The organism is Chelatococcus asaccharovorans, from assembly GCF_003201475.1.
GTDB lineage: Bacteria > Pseudomonadota > Alphaproteobacteria > Rhizobiales > Beijerinckiaceae > Chelatococcus > Chelatococcus asaccharovorans.
The window spans coordinates 586,452-607,894 of record NZ_QJJK01000002.1; the positions used below are offsets into that span (position 1 = coordinate 586,452).

General features: G+C 63.5%; 20 protein-coding genes. 11 read left to right on the forward strand and 9 right to left on the reverse strand.

All coding sequences use genetic code 11. The annotated features are described in order from the left end of the window. Positions 1-12: 12 nt before the first annotated feature. Genes C7450_RS07195 through C7450_RS07205 form a run of 4 tightly spaced genes read right to left on the reverse strand, consistent with a single transcriptional unit; the run spans position 13 to position 4,196 of the window. Entirely contained in the window at positions 13-1,113 is a 1,101-nt protein-coding gene (locus tag C7450_RS07195) for a pyridoxal phosphate-dependent aminotransferase (protein ID WP_170147117.1), read from the reverse strand. Further along, positions 1,110-1,832 carry a maleate cis-trans isomerase family protein gene (locus C7450_RS33880; RefSeq protein ID WP_170147118.1) on the reverse strand — a complete coding sequence of 241 codons (723 nt, stop codon included), beginning with the start codon at positions 1,830-1,832 and terminating at the stop codon, positions 1,110-1,112. The genes C7450_RS07195 and C7450_RS33880 overlap by 4 nt, the downstream gene beginning before the upstream one ends. Further along, positions 1,829-2,866, reverse strand: coding sequence for a DUF4392 domain-containing protein (locus C7450_RS07200; RefSeq protein WP_170147119.1), 1,038 nt, complete (start codon positions 2,864-2,866; stop codon positions 1,829-1,831). Before C7450_RS07200 ends, C7450_RS33880 begins: the two co-directional genes overlap by 4 nt. Further along, the gene (locus C7450_RS07205) at positions 2,853-4,196 is read right to left on the reverse strand and encodes a UbiD family decarboxylase (RefSeq protein ID WP_170147120.1); all 1,344 of its coding nucleotides are present in this window, start codon (positions 4,194-4,196) and stop codon (positions 2,853-2,855) included. Before C7450_RS07205 ends, C7450_RS07200 begins: the two co-directional genes overlap by 14 nt. Before the next feature lie 132 nt (positions 4,197-4,328). Between C7450_RS07205 and C7450_RS07210 the strand changes: the two genes are divergently transcribed. The 3 genes from C7450_RS07210 (at position 4,329) to C7450_RS07220 (ending at position 6,807) form a co-directional block, all read left to right on the forward strand. Continuing rightward, positions 4,329-5,180, forward strand: a complete 852-nt coding sequence (locus C7450_RS07210; RefSeq protein ID WP_110373714.1) for an IclR family transcriptional regulator — start codon at positions 4,329-4,331, stop codon at positions 5,178-5,180. 313 nt (positions 5,181-5,493) lie between these two features. Further along, positions 5,494-6,039: an isochorismatase family protein gene (locus tag C7450_RS07215; protein WP_110373715.1), complete on the forward strand. Its 546-nt coding sequence runs from the start codon at positions 5,494-5,496 to the stop codon at positions 6,037-6,039. 132 nt (positions 6,040-6,171) lie between these two features. Next, positions 6,172-6,807 carry a helix-turn-helix domain-containing protein gene (locus C7450_RS07220; protein WP_281064261.1) on the forward strand — a complete coding sequence of 212 codons (636 nt, stop codon included), beginning with the start codon at positions 6,172-6,174 and terminating at the stop codon, positions 6,805-6,807. Positions 6,808-6,891: 84 nt separating this feature from the next. On the opposite strand, the gene C7450_RS07225 is transcribed toward C7450_RS07220, so the two are convergent. Genes C7450_RS07225 through C7450_RS07245 form a run of 5 tightly spaced genes read right to left on the reverse strand, consistent with a single transcriptional unit; the run spans position 6,892 to position 12,017 of the window. Further along, positions 6,892-7,959 carry an ABC transporter ATP-binding protein gene (locus C7450_RS07225; RefSeq protein WP_110373717.1) on the reverse strand — a complete coding sequence of 356 codons (1,068 nt, stop codon included), beginning with the start codon at positions 7,957-7,959 and terminating at the stop codon, positions 6,892-6,894. A gap of 1 nt (position 7,960) precedes the next feature. Continuing rightward, positions 7,961-8,758, reverse strand: a complete 798-nt coding sequence (locus C7450_RS07230; RefSeq protein WP_110373718.1) for an ABC transporter permease — start codon at positions 8,756-8,758, stop codon at positions 7,961-7,963. After that, positions 8,755-9,675: an ABC transporter permease gene (locus C7450_RS07235; RefSeq protein WP_110373719.1), complete on the reverse strand. Its 921-nt coding sequence runs from the start codon at positions 9,673-9,675 to the stop codon at positions 8,755-8,757. The genes C7450_RS07230 and C7450_RS07235 overlap by 4 nt, the downstream gene beginning before the upstream one ends. Before the next feature lie 29 nt (positions 9,676-9,704). After that, positions 9,705-10,904: a cysteine hydrolase family protein gene (locus C7450_RS07240; protein WP_110373720.1), complete on the reverse strand. Its 1,200-nt coding sequence runs from the start codon at positions 10,902-10,904 to the stop codon at positions 9,705-9,707. Positions 10,905-10,958: 54 nt separating this feature from the next. Then, positions 10,959-12,017 carry an extracellular solute-binding protein gene (locus tag C7450_RS07245; RefSeq protein WP_110373721.1) on the reverse strand — a complete coding sequence of 353 codons (1,059 nt, stop codon included), beginning with the start codon at positions 12,015-12,017 and terminating at the stop codon, positions 10,959-10,961. A gap of 345 nt (positions 12,018-12,362) precedes the next feature. Between C7450_RS07245 and C7450_RS07250 the strand changes: the two genes are divergently transcribed. The 8 genes from C7450_RS07250 to C7450_RS07285 all read left to right on the forward strand — a co-directional run bounded on the left by C7450_RS07250 (position 12,363) and on the right by C7450_RS07285 (position 21,419). Continuing rightward, entirely contained in the window at positions 12,363-13,178 is an 816-nt protein-coding gene (locus C7450_RS07250) for an enoyl-CoA hydratase/isomerase family protein (protein ID WP_110373722.1), read from the forward strand. Positions 13,179-13,200: 22 nt separating this feature from the next. Continuing rightward, on the forward strand, positions 13,201-15,324 hold the full coding sequence (locus C7450_RS07255) for an acetate--CoA ligase family protein (protein ID WP_170147121.1): 2,124 nt from the start codon (positions 13,201-13,203) through the stop codon (positions 15,322-15,324). A gap of 25 nt (positions 15,325-15,349) precedes the next feature. Continuing rightward, a complete protein-coding gene (locus C7450_RS07260) occupies positions 15,350-15,754 on the forward strand; it encodes a thioesterase family protein (RefSeq protein ID WP_110373724.1) in 405 nt (134 codons plus the stop codon). Next, positions 15,751-16,755 carry a D-2-hydroxyacid dehydrogenase gene (locus tag C7450_RS07265; protein WP_110373725.1) on the forward strand — a complete coding sequence of 335 codons (1,005 nt, stop codon included), beginning with the start codon at positions 15,751-15,753 and terminating at the stop codon, positions 16,753-16,755. Before C7450_RS07260 ends, C7450_RS07265 begins: the two co-directional genes overlap by 4 nt. Positions 16,756-17,268: 513 nt before the next feature. Further along, positions 17,269-17,883, forward strand: a complete 615-nt coding sequence (locus C7450_RS07270; protein ID WP_245449512.1) for a TetR/AcrR family transcriptional regulator — start codon at positions 17,269-17,271, stop codon at positions 17,881-17,883. Between the two features lie 357 nt (positions 17,884-18,240). Beyond that, positions 18,241-18,972 (forward strand): SDR family NAD(P)-dependent oxidoreductase, encoded by a 732-nt coding sequence (locus C7450_RS07275; RefSeq protein ID WP_245449513.1) that lies wholly within the window; start codon positions 18,241-18,243, stop codon positions 18,970-18,972. Positions 18,973-19,058: 86 nt separating this feature from the next. Continuing rightward, on the forward strand, positions 19,059-20,267 hold the full coding sequence (locus tag C7450_RS07280; protein WP_110373726.1) for an acyl-CoA dehydrogenase family protein: 1,209 nt from the start codon (positions 19,059-19,061) through the stop codon (positions 20,265-20,267). Positions 20,268-20,396: 129 nt separating this feature from the next. Further along, on the forward strand, positions 20,397-21,419 hold the full coding sequence (locus C7450_RS07285; protein ID WP_110373727.1) for a phosphotransferase family protein: 1,023 nt from the start codon (positions 20,397-20,399) through the stop codon (positions 21,417-21,419). Positions 21,420-21,443 lie beyond the last annotated feature (24 nt).

Below are 21,443 nucleotides of genomic sequence, written 5' to 3' on the forward strand. Positions count from 1 at the left end.
GGTGACTCCCCCTTAAGCGATGGTCCGGATGGCGGCGACGAGCCGTTCGTTGTCCGCCCGCCCGCGCAACGACACCCTGAGGGCGCGATGATTTTCGAGGCCGCGGAATGAGGTCGCGTCCGCAACGACGAGGCCCTGGGACGCGAGGGCTTCCGCCGCCGCCGCGGGTGCGTGATGTGCGAGGTCCATCAGGATCATATTGGCGTTGCTGCCGCGGATGGAGATCCCCGGCGTCGCCTCCATGGCTGTGATGAAGAAATCCTTCTCGGCGGTGAAGGTTTGCTTGCAGCTTGCGAGAAATGCCTCGTCCGCCAGAGCCGCCACAGCGGCTTCGACGGAAGGCGCCGCGATGTTGAAAGGCGGACGTCCCACCTCGGCCACGGCAACGAGATGAGGGTCGGCCACCGCATAGCCGATGCGCAGTCCCGCCAGGCCGAAATATTTGGAAAAGGTCCGGAGCACCACGACGTTGGAGAGCCGCTTGGGCAGGGCCATAGCGCCATCCTCGGCCGGATTGATCAAGGCCTCGTCGACCACGAAGATCGTATCCGCGTGGCGTGTCGCGAGATCGGCAGTCGCCTCGATCGCAAAGCGCTCGCCGGTCGGGTTGTTCGGCGAGCAGATGAAGGCGAGCGCGACGTTCTCGCGGGCGAGTGCGGCATCGAAGGCCGCGAGGTCCGTCTTTTCGGGCGACGGGCTTTCGACGGCGACGACGCGGCAGCCGCGCAGATTGGCCTCGAGCTCGTAGCGCGGGAAGGTCGGCACGTGGACAAGGACGGTACAGCCCTCGGTGGTCCAGGCATGGATGACGAGCTTGATGACGTCGTCAAGCCCGGCGCCGAAGAAGAGCCAATCTTCGGGAACATCATGGCGCAGCGCCACCGCCTGGCGGAGCCGGGCAAACCTAAGGTCCGGATAGAGATTACTGGTCGCAAGCGCGGCCTGTGCGGCCGCAATGGCGGCCGGCGGCGGCCCGAAGGGATTGACGTTCAGCGAGAAGTCCAGGATGGCGGCAGGGTCGAGACCATGCTTGGCGGCGATTGTCGCCACCGATGTCTCGGCCTCGTAGAGCCTGACCGAGGCAAATTCGGCATTGCGCGGATTGAGTGTCACGCCATGAGCCTCCCATAGCCCTGGAGCTTCGGCGTGACGCCCAACGCGCGAAAGATCGCCCAGAGCGTGACCTGATTGCTGGTCAGCACGGGCTTGCCGAGCTCCGCCTCCAAGGCGCCGGCCACTTCGAGAGCCCGGAAATCCGTGCAGCTCACGAAGATCGCCTCGCTGTCCGGCGTATCCGTCGCGCGTACCAGTGCGGCCACCTCCGCGGGGGGCACCTCGCGGATCGCCTTGCCGGACAGGCCGAGCCCCCGCACTGCGGTGACGGTGAAGCCGCGGCCTGCGAGAAAGCGGCTTTCCGCTTCGTTGATCACGTCGAGATAGGGCGTGGCCAGCGCGAGGCGGCGCAAACCAAGGGCCGCACATGCCTCGACGATCGCCCGTGATGTCGCGACCACCGGGCAGCCGGTGATGGCGCCGATGGCCTCGATCTGCCGTGAAAGCCCCGCCTCACCGTCGATGAAGCTGCCGCTTGTGCAGGCGAAGGCGACGACCTCCGGAGAAACGGACGCGATCAGCGTGGCGGCTGCGGCGACGCCTTCATTCATCGCGCGCAAGCCCTCGGGGGTGGTCTCGCGCAGCATCACGCGGGTGGCGTGGAAGGTCAGGCCCGGCGGGGCGATCGCGGCACAGTCGGGCTCGATGACGGCGTTGACGGAGGGGATGATGAGCCCCACCCGGCGCGCGCTGTCAGGCCTCGGGAAGGCGGTGTTCATTTCAGCTTCTGCCAGGATGTCTGATAGCCCGCGATGTTGCCGCTCTCCCGCTGGCTGAGCACGACGAGGGAGCGCAGCAGGTCCACCATCGCGGCATTGGTGCGCGCGTCGGTGCCGTCCACATAAAGGCGCAACTGGCCGCCGACCGGATCGATCGCGCCGGCGCGCACGCAGGCTTCGATCAGCCGCACCTCCTCGGCGCCGTCATGGAAGGCGGCGTCGTTGCCCGTCAGTGCCGCGAGACAGGCGGCGATGCCGTAGGCGCCCCAGTTGGAAATATTGGCGATGACCGCGACATCCGCCGGCTGCACCGCCGCGATGGTCGCGCCGAGCGGCACCTCGCGGCGCACCTCCTCCGCGACGACGCCCATGCCGAGCTCGTTGCCGAGATCGCCCACGCCGATCGTTGGGATGCCGCGCTTGCGCGCCTCGGCGAAAAGGATGTCGGTCTTGGCCGTGAAGGACGAAATCTCGAAGCCGCCGCCGCCGTGATACGCGCCGTCGCTGCCGGCGCCCGGCCGCTCCACGGCGACCAGAGCTTTCGGCTGCAGGCGGTCGAGAAGGGCGATCGCGGCAACCTCGGCGTCTGCCGGGTCGACTGGAAAGCCCACCAGCGCGCAGCGATTGCGCGCGGAATGGATCTCGTCGAGCGAGGCCGGAATGAGCCCTGTCGTGGAGAAGCAGGCCTCCATGCAGGGCACGACGGAGTCTTCCGACACGCCGACCGGGATCGCGCCGAGGCCGACGGCAAGCGCCTTGGCGATGACGGCGGCGCCGATCGGCCCGTCGGTCTCCGGCCGGCCATAGCCGCGCATGATGAAGCCCGAGAGAATGAGCACCGTGTCGCCTTCACCGACATTGTCGGCGAGCAGCCGGCTCGCGGCGAGCGTCAATGGCTGGCCGCCTGCCTTCTCGCGCGCCGCAGCGTAGAGCTTGAGCAGCGGGATGTCCTTGAGGATCGTCCAGTTCGACATCGGTGCCGTGACGAGGTGGTCGAGCGCCTCGCCGATCCGTTCGATACTAATGCCCGACATCGATGTAATCCTCCAGGCGGACGCTTTCCTCACCGGGGAAACGCCTGCGTTCGAACAATCCCTTGAGATGGACCGGCACGGTCGCGTCGATGCCGACCTTGCCGCGGTGGACGTCACGCACATCCTCGCGCGTGTAGCTCGGAATGCGTGGCACCGTATAGATCCCGGTCTCCGGCGTGCAGCGGGTCTGGATGGCCCAAAGCACGTCGGCGGCATTGAAGGGATCGACGTCCTCGTCGACGACAACGACCACCTTCGTCCAGGAATAGCCGCCGATGGCCGCCAGCAACGCGTTCTTTGGCTGGTCCTCGTTCTGCTTCTCGATGGCGATGACGCAGCCGAAGACATAGCCCGGTGTCGCGATATCCTTGATCTTCGGCACGAAGGCCGAGACCTTCTTGTAAATCTCGGTCTGGATCGGCACGCCGACCAGGTTGAGATCCTCGGTGCCGCCGGCGAGGATGGCGTGATAGACCGCGTCGCGCCGGCGGGTGATGGCCTTCACCTTGAAAACGTGGTTCTTCATCACCGGCACATAGCCGTCGGTGAATTCGCCGAACGGTCCTTCATCTTCGCGCGTGCCGCAGATGACCTCGCCCTCGATGACGATTTCCGCATCGGCCGGCACATCGACGGGGATGGTCTTGCAGCGCGTGACACGCAGCGGCTTGCCCTGCCAGGCGCCGGCGACCTCGAGCTCGTCCACCTCGTAGGGCACCTTGGATGCCGCCGAGAACATGAGGCCGGGAGGGGCGCCGATGACGATGGCGCAGGGAAGGTTCTGGCCCTTGGCTTCCGCCTCGGCGTGATAGCGGCCGAGATGTTGCGGCGGCATCATGCGCACGCGCAGCTTGTCGTCGCCGACAAGCTGGCAGCGGTTCCACGACGCGTTGTACACGCCGGTCTCGGGATGGGGGGCGATGAGCACGCCGGCCGTGATATAGGCGCCGGCGTCATGTTCGGCATAGACGATCTGCGGCAGGTCGCGCGCGACGTCGATCTCCGCGCCGATCTTGACGATCTCCTGCACAGGAGCATCCGTGACCCGATCGACCGGCAAACGGCGGTTTTCCTGCGCGACAAGAGTGCGCAGCAGGTTGCCTTCCTCGAGGCCCAGCGCGGCGGCCACGGCGCTGCGGAAGCCGAAGACATTGGTGGCGACGGGGATTTCGCTGCCTTTAACATTCTTGAACAGAAGCGCCTTGTTGTCGCCCTTCTGCATGTGCCGCATCACCGCCGTCAGTTCGTGCCGGGGATCGACGATGCGTGACACCGTGGCGACATCGCCCTTCTGATCCATCCAGTCGAGCAACTGGCGAAACGTTTCCATCGCTTGCATGCCACCGTACCGATTGATTGACCGCGCTTCGCGGATTATTATGTGTTGGCTATTGCGCAACGTCGTTGCGCAGAACTATAGTTCCACGCCGCGTCCGATTCAGTCAAGGTTTGGCAAGCGACCATGAGCGTAAAAAATAAGCAGCCTTCCGCTCAAAGAACGGCCAAGCGTGAGCCGACCGTCCACGCCGTGCGCCATGCCGTGGAATTGCTGCGTTGCATCGCGCAGGCACAGCCGGAAATCAGCATTTCAGAGGCGGCGCGGCGTGTGGGTCTCCACAAGAGCTCCGTCTCGCGGCTGATCGCCACGCTCGTGGCCGAGCATCTCGTGGAGCGCAATCCGCAAACCGATGGCGTGCGGCTGAGCTTCGGGCTCGTGGCCCTGGCCGCGCCCCTTCTGTCCGGCACGGGCCTCCCGCAAGTCGCGCGTAGCCGGATCACCGCGCTCGCCGAGCGTTCCGGTGAGACGGTGAATCTCAGTGTCTGGGATGGCGCGCAGGCGATCAGCGTTTTCCAGGCCCTCGGCACCAACGCGATCACCCACTATGCAGCGCCTGGGCAAAGTAACCCGGCCCATTGCACGGCTTCCGGCAAGTTGCTGCTGGCCTTTGCCTCACCGGGGGAGATCGAGCACATTCTGGCGGAGCCGCTCACACGTTATACGGAGAACACCTGTACCGATCCGGCTGTCCTGGCGCGCGAGCTGCCGCAGATACGCAGCGTGGGGAGAGCCGTGAACCGGGGGGAATTCGCGATCGACGTGGGCGCCGTCGCTGCAATCGTGCGGGACATGGATGGCCGGGCCAGGGCTGCGGTGACCGTGACCTTGCCAATGTATCGCTTTTCGCCCGAGCGGGAGGCGGATCTGCTCGCCATGGTCGAGGCGACGGCATCCGAGATTTCCGCGCAGCTGGGCTATCAGCGCGGATCCCCTGTCGACGCTTTTGCAGCTGGATTTCTTCCGGCCGGGCTCTGATCCGTGCCGAGATGCCCGGCTCTCGGGAAGCGAATGCGACAGCTAGATCCAGCCTCACATCGCAGGCGGCGCGCTGCAATTCGGCGGTTTATTGTACACGGCGTGATCCAGATCCGAGATCTGTGCGCCTGTGAACGCAGCGTCACTGGATAGGTTGCAGGTTTCGCCCGCGATGTTCGAGCGTCGCCGTCTGCCGCTTTCCGTGGATCGTCGGTCCGCGCGGCACGATCCAATCCGGGCAAACTTATAGCTATTGTGATGGTGTTCGATATTTTTTATTGTCATTCAAATTTCCAATGCACGGAGTGCAGGTATGCCGCTGCTCGATCGCGATCGATGCCGACTTTTGGTGGTCGACATCCAGGAGAAGCTTCTTCCCGCCATGGACGCGCAGGAGAGTTTCGTCCGGAATGCCGCGATCGTCCTGCAAGCGGCACGCACGCTTGGTGTTCCGAGCCTCATCAGCGAGCAGTATCCGCAAGGGCTGGGATCGACGATCGCGCCGATCACGAGCCTCGCACCGGATGTCCCGAGGTTGTCGAAAACGACGTTCTCCTGCGCTCTCGAGCCCCGAATGCGGGAATGGTTCGATCTGAACGCGAGCGGACAGATCGTCCTCATCGGCCTCGAGGCGCATGTCTGCGTTCTGCAGACCGCGATGGACCTTCAGCGGGATGGTTTCGAGGTTTTCGTCGTTGCCGATGCCGTTTCGTCACGCAGGGCGACCAGCGTACAGACGGCCCTCTCGCGCCTCGCGGCCGCATCCGTTTCAATCGTCACGACGGAGATGGTTGTCTTTGAATGGATGCGCACGGCGGCTTCTCCTCATTTCAAGGCACTCAGCAAGCTCATCCGCTGATTCGAAGGGAAAGCCCGCGTCGGCGAAGCCGGCATTGCCGGACCGATTTCGGCAATTTCTTGCAGGGCACGCCGGCTCAGCAGACCGCGTGCCTCGGACGCCGGAATCGTGTAGTCTTCACTCGGATTTAAAGTGGGGAAACCGTTGGCCCGTATTCGACGCAAAGACCCGGGAAGTGCGACGACCGCCGCAAGCGAGGCGGCCGCGCAGCTCCTACCCCAAATCGGGGACCGAATCCGCACCATCCGCACGACCAGGCGGATGACCCTGCAGATGCTCAGCGACCAGACGAGCCTCACGCCGTCGATGTTGAGCCTGGTTGAACGCGGCCGAACGATCCCGTCGATAGGGTCACTGATTGCTATCAGTCACGCGCTTGGCGTCAGCGTCGGCGACCTGATTTCCGATGGCAAATGGGTGACAAATGATGTCGTTGTGCGATCCCGTGATGTTGTTGCCGTCGAGACGTCGCAGCGGCTCCTGCGACGCGTGCTCCGTGACGATGCCCTCAACGGTGCATTGATCTCCACGACCCACTACAGACCCAATACAAGCAGTTCACCTGTTCTGCGGGCGCATGCCGGCTATGAGCACGGCTTCATCTTGAGCGGTAGTCTTACCGTCGAGCTGGATGGGACCGCCTATATACTGGGTGAGGGCGATCTGATCTCCTACGATTCCAACCGGCCGCATCGCATATGGAACCACACGAAGAAGGAAGCGACGGCCTTGTGGATCAATTTTGGCGACGCCGGCACGTCCCTATGAACGGGTGGTAACGCAGTTCGTCGTCCTGGAGAGGCGTATGTCGCCAGCCGCCCGCTGTGTGGGGAGATGAGGGGATGAGCTGCGTTACGCCCGGAAGAGATGGATGTCCTCCGGGCTCCAGTGCGCCCGGACATTGCTGCCGACCGCGAGGCTCGCCTCCGGGCTCTGCTGCTGAAGGGCGATGATGGATCCCCCATCCGGGAGGTCTACGACATAGCGGGATGCATTTCCGTGATAGGTGATCTGCCGAATATGTCCTTCGAGGAAACACATATCCGCCGCCGATAGATGCCCGATCATGACTTTCTCGGGCCGTATCGCCAGCTTTACTGCCTCGCCCGGCGCGATTGTGTCCTTTACGCTCGTGGAGAACACAGCCGATCCCACCCGGACCTTGGCCGAGCTCGAATCTGAATCGACGACTTCGCCCGGCAGGAAGTTGGTCATGCCCATGAAATCGGCCACGAACTCCGTTCGCGGCGCGCGATAGATCTCTGCCGGGGTACCGAATTGTTCGACGCGCCCCTTGTTCATGACGGCGATGGAATCGCTGAGCATCAGCGCTTCTTCCTGGTCGTGGGTCACGAAGAGCGCGGTGATGCCCAACTGGCGGGTGAGTGCGTGCAACTCGACCTGCATCGCCTCGCGGAGTTTGCGATCCAAAGCGCCGAAGGGCTCGTCCAGAATGAGGATGCTTGGCGTCACGGCGAGCGCCCGCGCGAGGGCCACACGCTGCTGTTGTCCGCCGGACATCTGCGCCGGATAGCGATCCGCGAGATGGTCGAGCCGGACGATCTGGAGCATCCGTCGAACCTGGTTCTCGATGTCCGCCTGCGGCATCTTCTTCATGCGCAGGCCGAAGGCGACGTTATCGGTGACCGTCATGTGCGGGAACAGCGCCAGGCTCTGGAAAACCATGCCGATGTTGCGCTTGGCCGCGCTTACCGCGGTGACGTTGCGACCATCGAACTCGACCGCGCCTTCATCAGGCTGCAGGAGACCCGCGACGATGCGCAGCGTGCTGCTCTTGCCGCAGCCGCTCGGACCCAGGAGCGTGACGAACTGGCCCGACTCGATTGTCAGTGAGACATGATCAACGGCGAGGAAGCTGCCGTAGCGCGCGACGATGTTCTTGAGTGCGACCTGCGCCATATCAGTGTCCTGCAAAAAGCCGTTTGAGGCCGAACATGCGTTCGAGCACAAGGGTGATCACAAAGGTCATCGCAATCATGAGCGAGGAAATCGCGGCGACCGACGGATCAAAACTGTATTGCAGATACGACATCACCGAGATCGGGAGCGTCGTCGTCCGCGCATCGACCAGGAAGAGCGAGACATTGACGTCATCGAAGGACAGAATGAAACCGAAGATCATTCCCGCCACGATGCCCGGCCGCACCAGCGGCAGGATGATTTCGAACAATGTCTGGCGATAGCTGGCACCGAGGGTTTCGGCCGCTTCCTTGAGCGACGGATTGATCTGCGCAAGGCTCGCGAGCGTCGTCCGGATGACATAGGGCAGCACGATCAGCACATGCCCTATCAGAAGCTTGACGGGGGCAGCCCGCATCTCCACGGCTGAGAGGGCCACGAGCAGGGAAATGCCCGTCACGAGCCCCGGCACGATGATCGGGGCGATGAAGAGGGCCTCGAGCGCGGGCTTGAACCGCGAGGAACTGCTCCAAAGTCCGAGCGCCGCCATCACACCGATCGGTGTGGCGATGAGGGTCGCTCCCAGGGCAACCCAGGCACTGACGAAGGCGCCGTTGACGAAATTGCTGTTGCGCAACGCCTCGCCATACCAGCGCAGCGACCAGGCAGAAGGCGGGAAGCTCTGCACCGGCTCGTAGTTGAACGATACGATGACGACACAGACGAGCGGAGCCAAGAGAAAGATGTAGAGCGCCCAGACGACGATGCGGAAGCTATAGCCTTGCACGATGTCGGTCATTGCCGCACCATCCACTTGCGCGTTCGCCGCGCGAATTCAAAAAGGATCACGGCCACGAGAACGAGCGATACCGCCAGCAGGATCGCGACCAGCGTAGCGCCGAACTGCCAGTTAAAGGTGACGACGAACTGCTGATAGATCAGCGTCGTGATCATGCCGGAATCGGGCCCGCCCATGAGGGCCGGCGTGATATAGGATGACATCGACAGGCTGAAGACGATGGTGATGCCGCTGACAAGGCCGGGTGCCGCCAGCGGCAGGACCACCTCGGTCGCCGTGGTGAACCGGCTGGCGCCCAGCGTGTTGGCAGCCTGCGGGACATTCGGGTCGATCCGGTCGAGAGCCGTGAGAATGGGTAAGACCATCAACGGCAGGAAGACGTGCAGGAGCCCGACGATGACGGCGCCGTCGGTGAACATGAGGCGTAGCGGTTCATTGATCACGCCGAGCGACATCAAGGTGGAATTGATCAGCCCGTTGTCGCCGAGGACGATCATCCAGCCGAAGGTTCGCGTGACGATACTCACCAGGAGCGGCGAGATCACCACGATGACGATCACGCCGCGCAGATGCTGCGGCGCCCGCCAGATGGCCATCGCCAGGATGGCCCCGAATACCGTGCAGAGCGTCGTCGTCATGGCGGCGATGTAGACGGTCTTGCCGAGGACCCGCATGTAGAAGGGCGACCAGAGGAAGCGGGTATAGTTGGCGAGCGTGAAATTGCTGCTGAGCTCGATGACGCCGGGCTGTGACCGGTTCAGGCTGAGCAAGAGTACATTGGCAAGAGGGATAAGCAGAGCAGCCGCAATGACGATACAGGCGGGCAGTACGAGGAATGTAGACTTGTCCACATGCCGGACGCGCCGCGTCGAGGCGGGTGTATTCGAGAGTGGCTTGATAGCCAGAACGGATGACATGACTTCGGTAATCCTCGGGACTGCCGCGCTCACGCCGGCGAAAGGACAGTGCCCTTTGCGAATTCGCTTTGAGCCCACTGCGCCATGATGACGTCTGAAGGTCGGACCAGACCGAAATAAAGCCCGAGAGACTCGAGGGTTGCGCGGTGGAGATCAGCGAGGTGGTCCTTGACCGCGACACAATCCTCCGCCACGACCAGATGAAAGCCGCGCATCACCGCCTCGCGCGCCGTCGTCTCCACGCAACAATTGGTCGTCACACCGGCGACGATCAGGCTGGAGATGCCGCGCGCGCGCAGAAGCCGATCAAGTCCCGTGTCGGCGAAGGCGCCGAAACGATGTTTGGCAATCACGGCTTCATCGGCCTGGGGCTCCATGCCATCGACGAATTCGGCTCCCCAACTTCCGGACAGGCAGACCTCGACCGCGGTATTCGCGAAGCGGTCCACCTGTGAAAGGTCGGCTGCGGATGCTGTCCAGACCGCAGGTTCCCGGCCGCCGGGCGTCGGAAAACGGTAGGGGGACCCGATCGACCTGAAAGCTTCCCCGTATTCCGCGCGGACGTGAACAATGCAGAGGCCGGCCTTGCGGGCCGCCGCAAGCAGGTCGCGGGTGCGCTCGACGGCGGCCTTGATCATCGTCATCGGCTGGCCGCTGCGCCCGGTCGCCCCTGCATCGGCGCAGAAATCGTTCTGGAAATCGATCAGGACGAGAGCCGCGTGACGAGGCGACACCCGCGCGGCCAGATCCGGCAGGACGGTGGGCGGCCGGTCGCTGAGGTCGCGCGCTTGATCGATGCGGTCGTCAAACGGCCCGGTCCGCCATTCGATCGCGTAGCCCTGCAGGCCGGCGAAGGTGTCGAGGGTCCGGCGAAACTCCGGGTTCCAGCTGCCGGTGAAGAGCAGGCGGGATACCCCATGCGTTCGCAAGAGCAGATCGACGCAAGACACCAGATAAACGCCGGCCGCATCACCATGGATGACAAATCGGCGGGCGTCCATATCCGGAACCACGCGGCAGCCGTTGGGCTGGCCTGGTGCGGCTGGACCGCACCAGGGCCCGTCGGGCGCAGCGACCTCATGGAGGTCCAGGATGAGCCAGCCGCGTTCTCCCGCAGCCTGGCGCCAGCCGTCCTGTCGCCAGCCGTCCTGGAGCGAGGCATCTTGAGCCGATCCGCACAGGATGAAAACGGCTGTGTCTGCTGCAGGAGGAAAGATGGAACGCGTCATTGATGGGTCAACTCATACGCTGGTTGAATCTCATTTCAAAAACGCGCCCTCTTGTCAAAAGGCGACCTCCTGATTCCAGCGGTCGGCAAGCTCCGACATCTGGGGAATGATCTTGGCCCAGCTGAACAGCTGGAGATGCTCACGCGAGGGCACGCGCTGCCGGGTCCGTTCGTTGACGACCGCATTGATATTCGTCGGTGCGGCCACGACGCCGTTGCAGAAGTTCTCTTGCACATCCTTGCCGAGCGCGAAATTGATGAATTTCTTGCATGCGTCGGCGTTCTTGGAGTTCTTCGCAATGTGGTAAGATACTGCACCCGCCATTGCGCCTTCGGACGGATAGATGAACTTGACCGGCTTGCCGGCATCGATCAATCCATAGGCCGGAATATTTGTCGTCATGCCGCAAACCCAGGCCTCGCCACTGCCGAGCAGGTTAGCGATATCGACACCGCTTTTGAAGAACTGTTTGATATTGGGCTTGAGACGCTTCAGCGCGGCAAAGGCAGGCTCCATATTGTCTTCACTTCCGCCGTTGAGGCGCGCGGCGACGACGAGCAGCTCCCATGAACCCCACTGGCCGATCTCCGGGACGGTCACCTTGCCCTTATAGGCGGGATTCCACAGGTCCTGCCAGGACTTGGGCGGCGTCGGCACGAGGTCTTCGCGATAGGCGATGCCGTATCCGACATAATCGAGGCCAATGCCGGCCTTGTCGTACTGGTCATACCATTCGGGTGCGATCTGGGAAATATTCGGGATATCAGCGACGGTCAACGGCATCCCGAGGCCTTCCATCGTCGCCTTGATACTATCGGGATAGGGCAGAAGAAGAAGATCAATTTCCGGAGATCTGCGATTGACGATGGAATTTGTCAGCCATTCACTCGACAATCCTGTCTTGGTCAAAACCTTGATGCCGGTTTCTTTCTCGAACGGGTCGATGATGTGCTTACGGTATTCGCGCTCATAGACGCCGCCAAACACCGTCGACACAAATTCCTTTGACTGGGCCTGCGCGGGCGCGCCGAAGCCTATCGTGAGGCCGGCGGCTCCCGCTGCGCCGAGAAAGCTGCGACGGTTCATGGTGCTTGAGAACTGTTCGTTGCCCATTATGATTTCCCCTCATGTCCGTCTGGTCGGACGTTCTGCGAGTTATCCCGCTGGAATTATGAAACTCGCATGAGTGGGCTCAGCCTAGCCGCATATTTAATAATGTTCAACATATCCGCTTCAAAAAATTATTCAGCGGTCGCGCCGCCGATCCGCTGGCCTCCAGAGAATCATTAAAAAACAACGTATTAACGGCTAGGGCGAGAGGCTCTTTGGCCGGCGGATGGTTGTTAATAGGAATAAAAAATCTTGATCTGCGCTTTGGTCCAGCGTTATCAAGGTCCCATCGTCCTGGCGCTCGCCGACCCTATCGTGGACCGACCGCCTTTCGGGAGTTGAGCCCGCATGTCCGACACACGACCCATCTATTATGAGCGAAAGGACGGCATTGGCTATGTCGTCCTCAACAGGCCCGACAAGCTAAACGCAATTTCCGAGCCAATGAAGGCCATGCTGGTCGAGGCCTTCGCCGAAGCCGATCGTGACAAGGAGACATGCGTCACAGTGCTGCGCGGCGAGGGGCGCAGCTTCTGTGCCGGACACGATATTTCCGGCGATGACGAAGACAATCACGAGGAAAACGCCATCAATTGGCATGAGCACCTCGCCGGCAGCGTCAGGTCCGAGATGGCGCCGTTCGAGGCGGCCAAGCCGGTGATCGCTTCGGTTCAGGGGCATGCGCTCGGCGGTGGCTGCCAACTTGCCATGTTCTGCGATCTGGTGATCGCGGCCGACACGGCCAAGTTTGGCGAGCCGGAAGTGAGGCTGGGCTATGCGGGTCCGGCCTTCATCATGCCGTGGATCGCCGGCTTCAGGCGCGCCCGCGAATTCATCTATTTCGGCGATCATATCACCGCCGAGGTTGCTCACGCGTATGGCATTGTGAACAAGGTCGTTCCGGCCGACACCCTGTCCGCGGCGACGCACGCTTATGCGAAACGGCTGTCGCTCGTCGGCCCCGAGGTCCTGATGCGCACGAAACTGGCCCTGAAACGCGGGCTCGAGGCCGCCGGCTTCCGTAACGCCATCAATGCCGGTCACGACATCGTGGCGGCTCTCTATGCCACGGAAACGCAGGTCGGCCGCGAATTCAACAGCATGGTCGAGCGCGACGGCTTCAAGGCCGCGCTCGGCTGGCGTTCCAACCAGTTTAAGACGTGATCGCCTGTCGCCCGGAGCTCCCATGACAATCGATGCCTTGCTGAATGCCCGGTCGATTGCGATCGTCGGCGCCTCTGAACGACCGTCTGCTGGACGCAATATCATCGTTTCGCTGCAGCGCATGGGATTTCCGGGAGCGATCTATCCGATCAATCCCAAGCGCGACGTGATCCTTGGATATCAGGCGTTTCCGCGCCTGACGGACGTACCAGGCCATATCGATACGGTGGCCTTCTGCCTCGGGAACGCGCATTTGCCGACGGCCTTTCAGGACGCTGCCGAGAAAGGTGTCGGCGCGGCGGCGATCTATGCCGGAGGGTTCTCGGAATCGAGCGATCCCGAGGCCCAGAAGCTTGGCGCGTTCATCACGGGATTGAGCAACGAGGCGGGCATCGCACTCTGCGGCCCCAATTGCATGGGCGCGCTGAGCCCCTCGACTCGCACCTCCACCTACCTGCATGAGGTGCTCGACCCAGCCGGGGTGAATGGGAATGTGGGCCTGATTTCCCAGAGCGGGGCGATCTGCATCGCCTTGGCCTCGGATTGCCGCCGCTTCGGTTTCAGCCACATCGTCTCGTCCGGCAATGAGGCGGTCCTGACGACCTGCGATTTCATGGACTACATGATCGCCGACCCTGAGACGCGCACCATCGCCCTGTTCCTGGAGTCCGTGCGCGATCCGGACCGCTTCGTTGCGCTCCTCGATCGTGCGGCCGATGCCGGCAAGCCTGTCGTCGCCCTGAAGGTGGGCAAAAGCGCACGCGCCAAGCATTCCATCACGACGCATACGGGCGGCCTCGCCGGCGAATCGCGGGTCTTCAGTGCCGTGCTCGCTGCCCATCGCGCGATCGAGGTGGAGACGCTCGGGGCGATGACAGAGGTGCTGGCGGCGGTGCAGGGCGGGCGCTACCCCGCGGGCTCGCGGCTTGCGGTCATGACCGGCTCCGGCGGGCAGGCGGAACTCGTGCTCGATATCGCCGAGCAAGCGGGCTTCGACCTTCCTGCACTGGCTCCCACCGAGCGCGAAGAGGTCGAATCTGTCGTCGGCCGCATAACGGGCGATGGAAATCCGCTCGACGCCTGGGGTTCGGGCGACCCCAACACGAATTATCCCCACGCGCTCCGTGTGCTTGGCCGATCCCCGCATTACGACGCGGTCGCGCTTCTCTGCGACGGCATGGATGGGCACCCGCTCGACGAACCCGCCGAGGATCTCGTCTATGCGCATATGGTTGCCGATGCGGCGCGCGCGAGCGACAAGCCCTTTTTTCTGTTGTCTACCCGTGCCGGCGTTTTTCGGCGGGACCAGGAGGCGATCATGCGGGCGGCCGGGGCCGGCGGCGTGCTGAGCGGCATCGTCGAAGGACTGGGGGCTGTCAGGAAGCTGGCGCACTGGGCGCGTCCGCCCTTGCCGGAGCGCCATGTCAGCTTGAAGGCGACAGCAATCGCGACTGACCGCGCCACGATCAACGAGCGGGATGCCAAAGTGCTGCTCGCCGAAGCCGGCGTCTCGGTGACCCGGGAATGCCTGGCGCGCTCGTTGGACGAGGCGACGGCGGCCTTCGCCAAATTTGGCGGCGCCGTGGTGCTGAAGGTTGCATCCGACGACATTGCTCATAAGTCCGAATACGGTCTCGTCGCGCTGAACATCCGGGACGAGGCGGAGCTTCGTGCCGCATGGGCCCGTCTCGAAGACCGTTTGAAGGCCGTGCCGGGCCAGCCTGTCGTTCAAGGCATGCTCATGCAGGAAATGGTGCCCGGCGGCGTCGAGGTGTTTGCGGGCGTGAACCGGGATCCCGAGTTCGGACTGGTCCTCGCCTTCGGCCTGGGCGGGACGCTCGTCGAGGTCCTGCGCGATATCTCCTTGAGGCCGCTGCCGCTGCGGCAGGGCGATGCCGAGGCCATGATTGCGGAAACATCCGTGGCGGCTCAGGTTCTCAATGGTGTGCGCGGCGCGCCGCCTGCCGATATCGAGGCGCTGGCGGCGAATATCTATGCCCTTGCCGATTTTGCATGGGCCAACCGGGACAGCATCGACGAAATTGATGTGAACCCGATCAAGGTGTTGGAGCGCGGCCGGGGATGCGTGGCGGTCGATGCGCTGATCATTCCGCGCCGTTCCACGTCAACGCAGCCAGCCCATTGATACGCGATCTTCGAAGGAATTCTCCATGAGCGAGCATAAGTCCACGTTTGTCGTTACGCCGGAGATGAGCGCCGAGCAGCATGGCAATCCCGGTTTCCCGGTGCTGGCGACGCCCGCGCTCCTCGGCTTGTTCGAGAAGGCGGCTATCGCTGCCATGGCGGATCGTCTGGCGGCCGGCGAAGGCTCGGTCGGGACTGGCGCATCGCTGCAGCATCTGGCAGCAACGCCGCTCGGCGAGCGCGTGACGATCATCGCGCGGATCACCGGAGTCGAGGGCAAGCGGGTGAGTTTCGCGCTCGATGCCCATGATGAGCATGAAAAGATCGGGACATGCAGTCACGACAGATTCATCGTAGATATTGCTCGCTTTGGTGACCGTCTCGCCAAGAAGACTGCAAATAAAGCCTCAGATTCGCCCGCACAGTCATGAAGGCGGCGCTGCTGACCAGCATCGCGCGCGATAGCATCGCGGCTTCTCTCGCGCCCTTCGGCGACGTGCGGCTGGTTGCCGACGTGCAGGATCTTCACCAGGCGATCGACGGCGCGGACGCTCTGGTGATGAGCAATCCGGGTCTTTATACGGCGGAATTTGCCGATGAGCTGTGCCGTCATGGCGGCGCGCTCAAGTGGATCCAGTTCCTCTCCGCCGGTTACGACGGGGCTCGGCTTCACGGCATCCCGGCGGGAACCGTGCTCACTAATGCGGGCGAGTGCTGGTCGCCGACCGTTGCCGAACACGCCGTGATGCTGCTCTTGGCCCTAGTGCGGCGGCTGACGGATTGCCACCAGGCCCAGGATGAACGGCGCTGGGATGCGGGTATACGTCCGCGCCTCAGCTCGTTGGAAGGCAAGACCGTCACCGTCCTTGGCTTTGGCAGCATCGGGCGGGACATCGCGACACGTCTGCGCCCGTTCGGCGCGCATGTCGTTGGCGTCACCCGCAGCGGCAAGCCGGCGGAGGCCGGCCCGGCGCCTGATCGCATGGCCGCGGTTGGCGAGTTGGACCGGCTTCTGCCTGAAAGTGACGCGCTGATCGTGACGCTGCCGCTTTCCCAAGAGACGCGGCATATCATCGACGCGGATAGGCTTGCCCGTCTGCCCGCCCATGCCGTGCTGGTCAACGTCTCGCGCGGCGGAACGGTGGATGGGGTGGCGCTCGCGGAGGCTCTCAAGGCAGGTCGATTGGGGGGCGCCGCCCTCGATGTCACGGAGCCGGAGCCACTGCCCGCGACCGATCCGCTCTGGACGACACCCAACACCATCATCACCCCGCATATCGCGGGCTTTGGCAGCGGCGCCCTCGATGGGCGTCTGGCCGCGCTTGTCGCCGAAAACGCCAGCCGCTTCGCCGCCGGGCGCGCGCTTCTCCATCGCGTCGATGTGCCGGTCCGGCCGGCCACGGCTGGCGGCCAGCACCGCGATCCGGCTTGACGGGATAGTCGGTACCGCCCAGGCCGGCGTCGCGTCGGGCTGCCGGCCCCTGGTGAGGCGATCGCAGCCACTCCCTCCAAGACAACGCTGTTCGACGCGAACCGGCGCAGGCTACCGTGAGCCTGACCGCGTCGCGCACCGGCTGGACCATGCTGATTTGATAGGGAAAATCCGCCGCCGTCCCGGGCTTGGGCTTTGCGGCCCGCCTCTGGAATGACGAGGGTGGATGTCACGTCGCTGAAAAGGTCCGGATTCGCGACGCGTCCCGATGGGAAAACGCAAGCGGTTGCCTCAGAAGGCGCGTAAAGGCTAAAGAAACGTGAGGCACTCTCGAGCCTATCACGTCATGCGGGGTGAAGATTCGGTGGTACGGCGGTGGTGGCTGAGGGATATGCAGTGATTGACGAGCAGGTGGAGCTGACGCGCATCGGCGACTTCTCGATGAATGGTCTCTGCTCGGCCATCCTCGAACAGCATCAGAGCACAATCCGCACGCGCAAGCCGCATGTCGCGGTGGCGAAACTCGCCAAGATCGTCGACACCATTCTCAAACTTTCGAACAAGCAAGGTTTCCACGCCACATCGTTGCGCGAGATCTCCATCGTCTCGGGCGTCAGTATGGGGGGATTATATTCCTATTTTGACAGCAAGGATACGCTGTTGATGATGATCCTGGGGCAGGTGTCGACCTCGGTCACGGCCGTGCTCGAAAGCGCCCCGGCCTCGGTCGCGGGCGATCCGGCCGCCCATCTGCGCTGGCTCATCAAGGCTCATGTGACTTTGACCGAAACCATGCTGCCATGGTTTGTCTTCTCGTTCATGGAGGCCAAGTCCTTTCCGCCGGTCGGGCGAAAAATGGCTGTCAAAAGTGAGGAATGGACCGAACGGGTTTTTTCCGATGTTCTGAGCCGGGGCGTCGATGCGGGTGTGTTCGCGATCGACCGACCGGAATTCACCGCCTCGCTGATCAAGCCAATGTTGCAAGACTGGTATGTGAAGCGGTCGAAATGGCGGCGACGGAGCATTTCTGCGCCGGAATACTCTGAAATGGTCTGCGCGTTCATCGAGGCGGCCATTGGCGTGAGACCTGGCAGCCGCGCGGAGGAGACCCCGCGGCCGCAGGCTTAGGTCAGGTTCTGTAAACCCCGGCTCACCGGCGGTACTTTAGGTCTTCGTTTCTGCGCATGGTCTTCACGTGAACCGGTTGCCGCTTCGCGCGCACAAGCCGCCCGTGCCGCCCGTGCCGCCCGTGCCGATCCGCTGTTCGCGGCTGGCCCTGCCAGAAAATTAGCAAGCCGAATCACCAGCTTGAAGGATGGCATAGAATTCCCTTCACACTGCATCTGCGCTGAGTTGGGCCCCTTGCCGACGCTGTCCGATCCCTTTCTCCAGACGCTTGCGCGGGAAGGCGCTTGCAAAGTTTCGCGCTTCAGATATAAAGCGAGCACTCGCTCGAAAAATGGCAAGAACATGAAACTGAGGGGAATGAGTGCGCTGGTGACCGGCGCGTCGTCGGGTCTGGGGCGGCATTTCGCGCTGCTCCTGGCCGCCTGCGGGGCAGAGGTCATCGTGGCGGCACGGCGCCGGGAGGCACTGGATGGCTTGTGCGCGGAAATTGCGGCCGCGGGTGGCTCCGCCTCGGCCCTGCCGCTCGACGTGACGGATGCTGAAGCGGTCGAACTGGCGATCGCCGGGCTGCCGCAACCGCCTGAGATCCTGGTCAATGCCGCGGGGATCAGCCCTGCCAAGCCGGCGCTGGCGCTCTCCTGCGCGGATTGGGACAGCACGCAGAACACCAACTTGCGCGGCGCCTTTCTTGTCTCGCGCGCCGTTGCAGAACGGCTCGTTGCTGCGGGGCGGGGCGGCGCAATCGTCAATGTCGCCTCGATCCTCGGCCACCGTGTCGCGGGGAACCTCGCCGCCTATGCCGCGAGCAAGGCCGGACTTGTGCGCCTGACCGAGGTGCTGGCGGTGGAGTGGGCCCGTCATGGAATCCGCGTCAATGCTCTATGCCCCGGCTATATCGAAACAGATCTCAATCGCGACTTCTTCCGGAGCGAGGCCGGTCAAGCGCTGATCAAGCGCATCCCGCAGAGGCGATTGGGGCGCCCGGAGGAATTGGACGGTGCGCTGCTGCTGCTGGTGTCGGCCGCCGGCAGCTTCATGACCGGGACATCTCTAGTCGTCGATGGGGGACATCTCGTCTCGCCGCTCTAAGTTATTGTTTTCACGCATTTTCGCCACGCGAACCGGTGTCCGCTTCGCGCGAAGATGCTCTCGGACCGCATTCTCAGGGAAGCGCAATGGACTACAGGATTTCCCGGCAGATCGACCGCTACCGCGCCCGCATCTCTCGTTTTGTGGAGACGCATCTGCTGCCGCTGGAAGGCAACCCGGCAAACTACGACACGCACGAAAACATCCGGTTCGACCTTGCCGAAGAACTGCGGGCGAAGGCACGCGCCGAGGGATTATGGTGCCTGCAACTGCGGTCCGAGAACGGCGGCCAGGGCCTCGGGCGGGTTGGTATGGCAGTGTGTTACGAGGCCATGAACCGCTCGATCTTCGGGCCGGTGGTCTTCAACGCGGCCGCTCCGGATGATGGCAATATGATGCTGCTGGAGGCCGTCGGCACGCCGGAACAGCGCACCCGCTGGCTGGAGCCGATCGCGTCCGGCCGGGTACGCTCATCCTTCGCGATGACCGAGCCGATGCCGGGGGGAGGTTCCGACCCCTCGATGATCCGGACGACGGCGCAACGCCGGGGCAACACCTATGTGATCACAGGCCGCAAGTGGTTCATCACAGGGGCCGATGGGGCGCAGCATTTCATCGTGGTGGCACGGACGTCGGACGATCCGCGGCGCGGACTCACGGCTTTCCTGTTTGATCGCAACGATCCCGGCTGGCGCGTGGAGCGGCGCATTCCGATCATGGGCCCCGAGGAACACGGCGGCCACTGCGAGCTTGTGTTCGAGGGCCTGGAAGTCCCGGCCGAAAACATGTTGCTCAGCGAGGGCGACGGGCTGAAAGTCACCCAGATCCGGCTGGGAACAGCGCGGCTGACCCATTGCATGCGCTGGCTGGGGCTTGCCAAGCGCTGTCTGGAAATCGCGGGCAGCTATGCCGCCGAACGATCGGCTTTTGGCGCGCGGCTCGCGGACCGCGAGTCGATCCAGATGCTGCTCGGCCGCTTGGCAATGGACATCGAGATCGGTCGGCTCCTGGTGATGAAAGCCGCCTGGGCGCTGGACCAGGGCTCTTTCGCGCGCAAGGAGACCTCAATGGCCAAAATTCATGTCGCCAATCTACTGCACAACGCGGCCGATGGGGCGATTCAGGTGAATGGCGCGCGGGGCTATTCCAAGGATACCGTGGCCGAATGGATCTATCGCTACGCCCGTCAGGCACGGCTGGTTGACGGCGCGGACGAGGTTCACATGATGGTGCTGAACAAGCTCTTGAATGCCGAGGGGCCCGACTTCTGGTCGTGGCCGGTCGCGGAATCATAAACATCCGAGTGGTTCTCTGCTTCCAACATTTGCTGTCGGGGCCGATACACATGGGATGCAAATGTTGGAAGCGAACCACTAGCCTGCCGCTCCTAGCCGCGAACGGCACCGCAATGCGGGTGACAGACAATGGCTGATCAGACTGTGGCGAGCAGCTTCGCCCTGGACAGGCTGCGTGACCATCTCGACGCGGAATTCGGCGTGGCGCCGCTGCATCTGGAAAGGGTTGGCGGCGGCCAGTCCAATCCGACCTATTTCGTCGATCACGGCAACCGGCGCATGGTGCTGCGCAAGAAGCCGGAAGGCGTGCTCCTGCCCGGCGCCCATGCCATCGATCGGGAGTTCAGGGTGCTGCAGGCGCTGCGGCTGACGTCGGTGCCCGTCCCCGAGACGATCCTGTTCTGCGCGGACGATACGGTCATCGGGACGCCCTTCTACCTGATGGAGCGGATCGAGGGGCGCGCGTTCCACGACTGCGCCCTGGCGGCGGCTGCGCCGGCGGAGCGGCGGCCGATGTATTTTGCCGCAGCCGAGGCGCTGGCGGCGCTGCATGCCGTGCGCCCGGACGCCGTGAACCTGGGCGATTTCGGCAAGGCCGGTGATTATTTCCGGCGGCAGTTGGCCCGTTGGTCCCGGCAATATGCCGAGTCGCCCAGCACGCGGATTGCCGAGCTCGATGCGCTCATCCTGTGGTTGGAAGAGGCGATGCCGCCCGATGATGGCGCGCTGTCGATCGCTCATGGCGACTATCGCCTCGGCAACCTGCTGTTCCATCCCGTCGAACCGCGGGTGGTGGCCATTCTCGACTGGGAACTGTCGACGCTGGGCCATCCGATGGCCGATCTCGGGTTTGCCTGCATGCCCTGGCATACGGCGCCGGACGAATACGGCGGCATTCTGGGACGTGACCGGCCCGAGCTTGGCCTGCCCGAACAGGAGGAATTCGTCGAACGCTATCGCGCCGTCGCCGGGGCAGGCCCCGCGTTGGCTCCTTTCCACGTTGCCTTCGCGCTGTTCCGTTTCGCAGTCATATTCATCGGGATTGCCGACCGGGCGCGCGCCGGCAACGCCGCGTCAGAGGATGCGGCGCGGGTGGGGCCGCTCTCGCGCCAGTTCGCGCGCCGCGGGCTCGCCGCCGCTGGGGTGGCCTGACGCGCGCCAGCTCAATAATAAAGC

Bases quoted from the DNA above. Each gene is read 5' to 3' on its own strand.
- C7450_RS07200 (WP_170147119.1), bottom strand. From the start codon at position 2,866: ATGTCGGGCATTAGTATCGAACGGATCGGCGAGGCGCTCGACCACCTC.
- C7450_RS07215 (WP_110373715.1), top strand. From the start codon at position 5,494: ATGCCGCTGCTCGATCGCGATCGATGCCGACTTTTGGTGGTCGACATC.
- C7450_RS07255 (WP_170147121.1), top strand. From the start codon at position 13,201: ATGACAATCGATGCCTTGCTGAATGCCCGGTCGATTGCGATCGTCGGC.
- C7450_RS07225 (WP_110373717.1), bottom strand. From the start codon at position 7,959: ATGGCGCAGGTCGCACTCAAGAACATCGTCGCGCGCTACGGCAGCTTC.
- C7450_RS07235 (WP_110373719.1), bottom strand. From the start codon at position 9,675: ATGTCATCCGTTCTGGCTATCAAGCCACTCTCGAATACACCCGCCTCG.
- C7450_RS07240 (WP_110373720.1), bottom strand. From the start codon at position 10,904: ATGACGCGTTCCATCTTTCCTCCTGCAGCAGACACAGCCGTTTTCATC.
- C7450_RS07265 (WP_110373725.1), top strand. From the start codon at position 15,751: ATGAAGGCGGCGCTGCTGACCAGCATCGCGCGCGATAGCATCGCGGCT.
- C7450_RS07205 (WP_170147120.1), bottom strand. From the start codon at position 4,196: ATGGAAACGTTTCGCCAGTTGCTCGACTGGATGGATCAGAAGGGCGAT.
- C7450_RS07245 (WP_110373721.1), bottom strand. From the start codon at position 12,017: ATGGGCAACGAACAGTTCTCAAGCACCATGAACCGTCGCAGCTTTCTC.
- C7450_RS07260 (WP_110373724.1), top strand. From the start codon at position 15,350: ATGAGCGAGCATAAGTCCACGTTTGTCGTTACGCCGGAGATGAGCGCC.
- C7450_RS07275 (WP_245449513.1), top strand. From the start codon at position 18,241: ATGAGTGCGCTGGTGACCGGCGCGTCGTCGGGTCTGGGGCGGCATTTC.
- C7450_RS33880 (WP_170147118.1), bottom strand. From the start codon at position 1,832: ATGAACACCGCCTTCCCGAGGCCTGACAGCGCGCGCCGGGTGGGGCTC.
- C7450_RS07250 (WP_110373722.1), top strand. From the start codon at position 12,363: ATGTCCGACACACGACCCATCTATTATGAGCGAAAGGACGGCATTGGC.
- C7450_RS07285 (WP_110373727.1), top strand. From the start codon at position 20,397: ATGGCTGATCAGACTGTGGCGAGCAGCTTCGCCCTGGACAGGCTGCGT.
- C7450_RS07280 (WP_110373726.1), top strand. From the start codon at position 19,059: ATGGACTACAGGATTTCCCGGCAGATCGACCGCTACCGCGCCCGCATC.
- C7450_RS07210 (WP_110373714.1), top strand. From the start codon at position 4,329: ATGAGCGTAAAAAATAAGCAGCCTTCCGCTCAAAGAACGGCCAAGCGT.
- C7450_RS07230 (WP_110373718.1), bottom strand. From the start codon at position 8,758: ATGACCGACATCGTGCAAGGCTATAGCTTCCGCATCGTCGTCTGGGCG.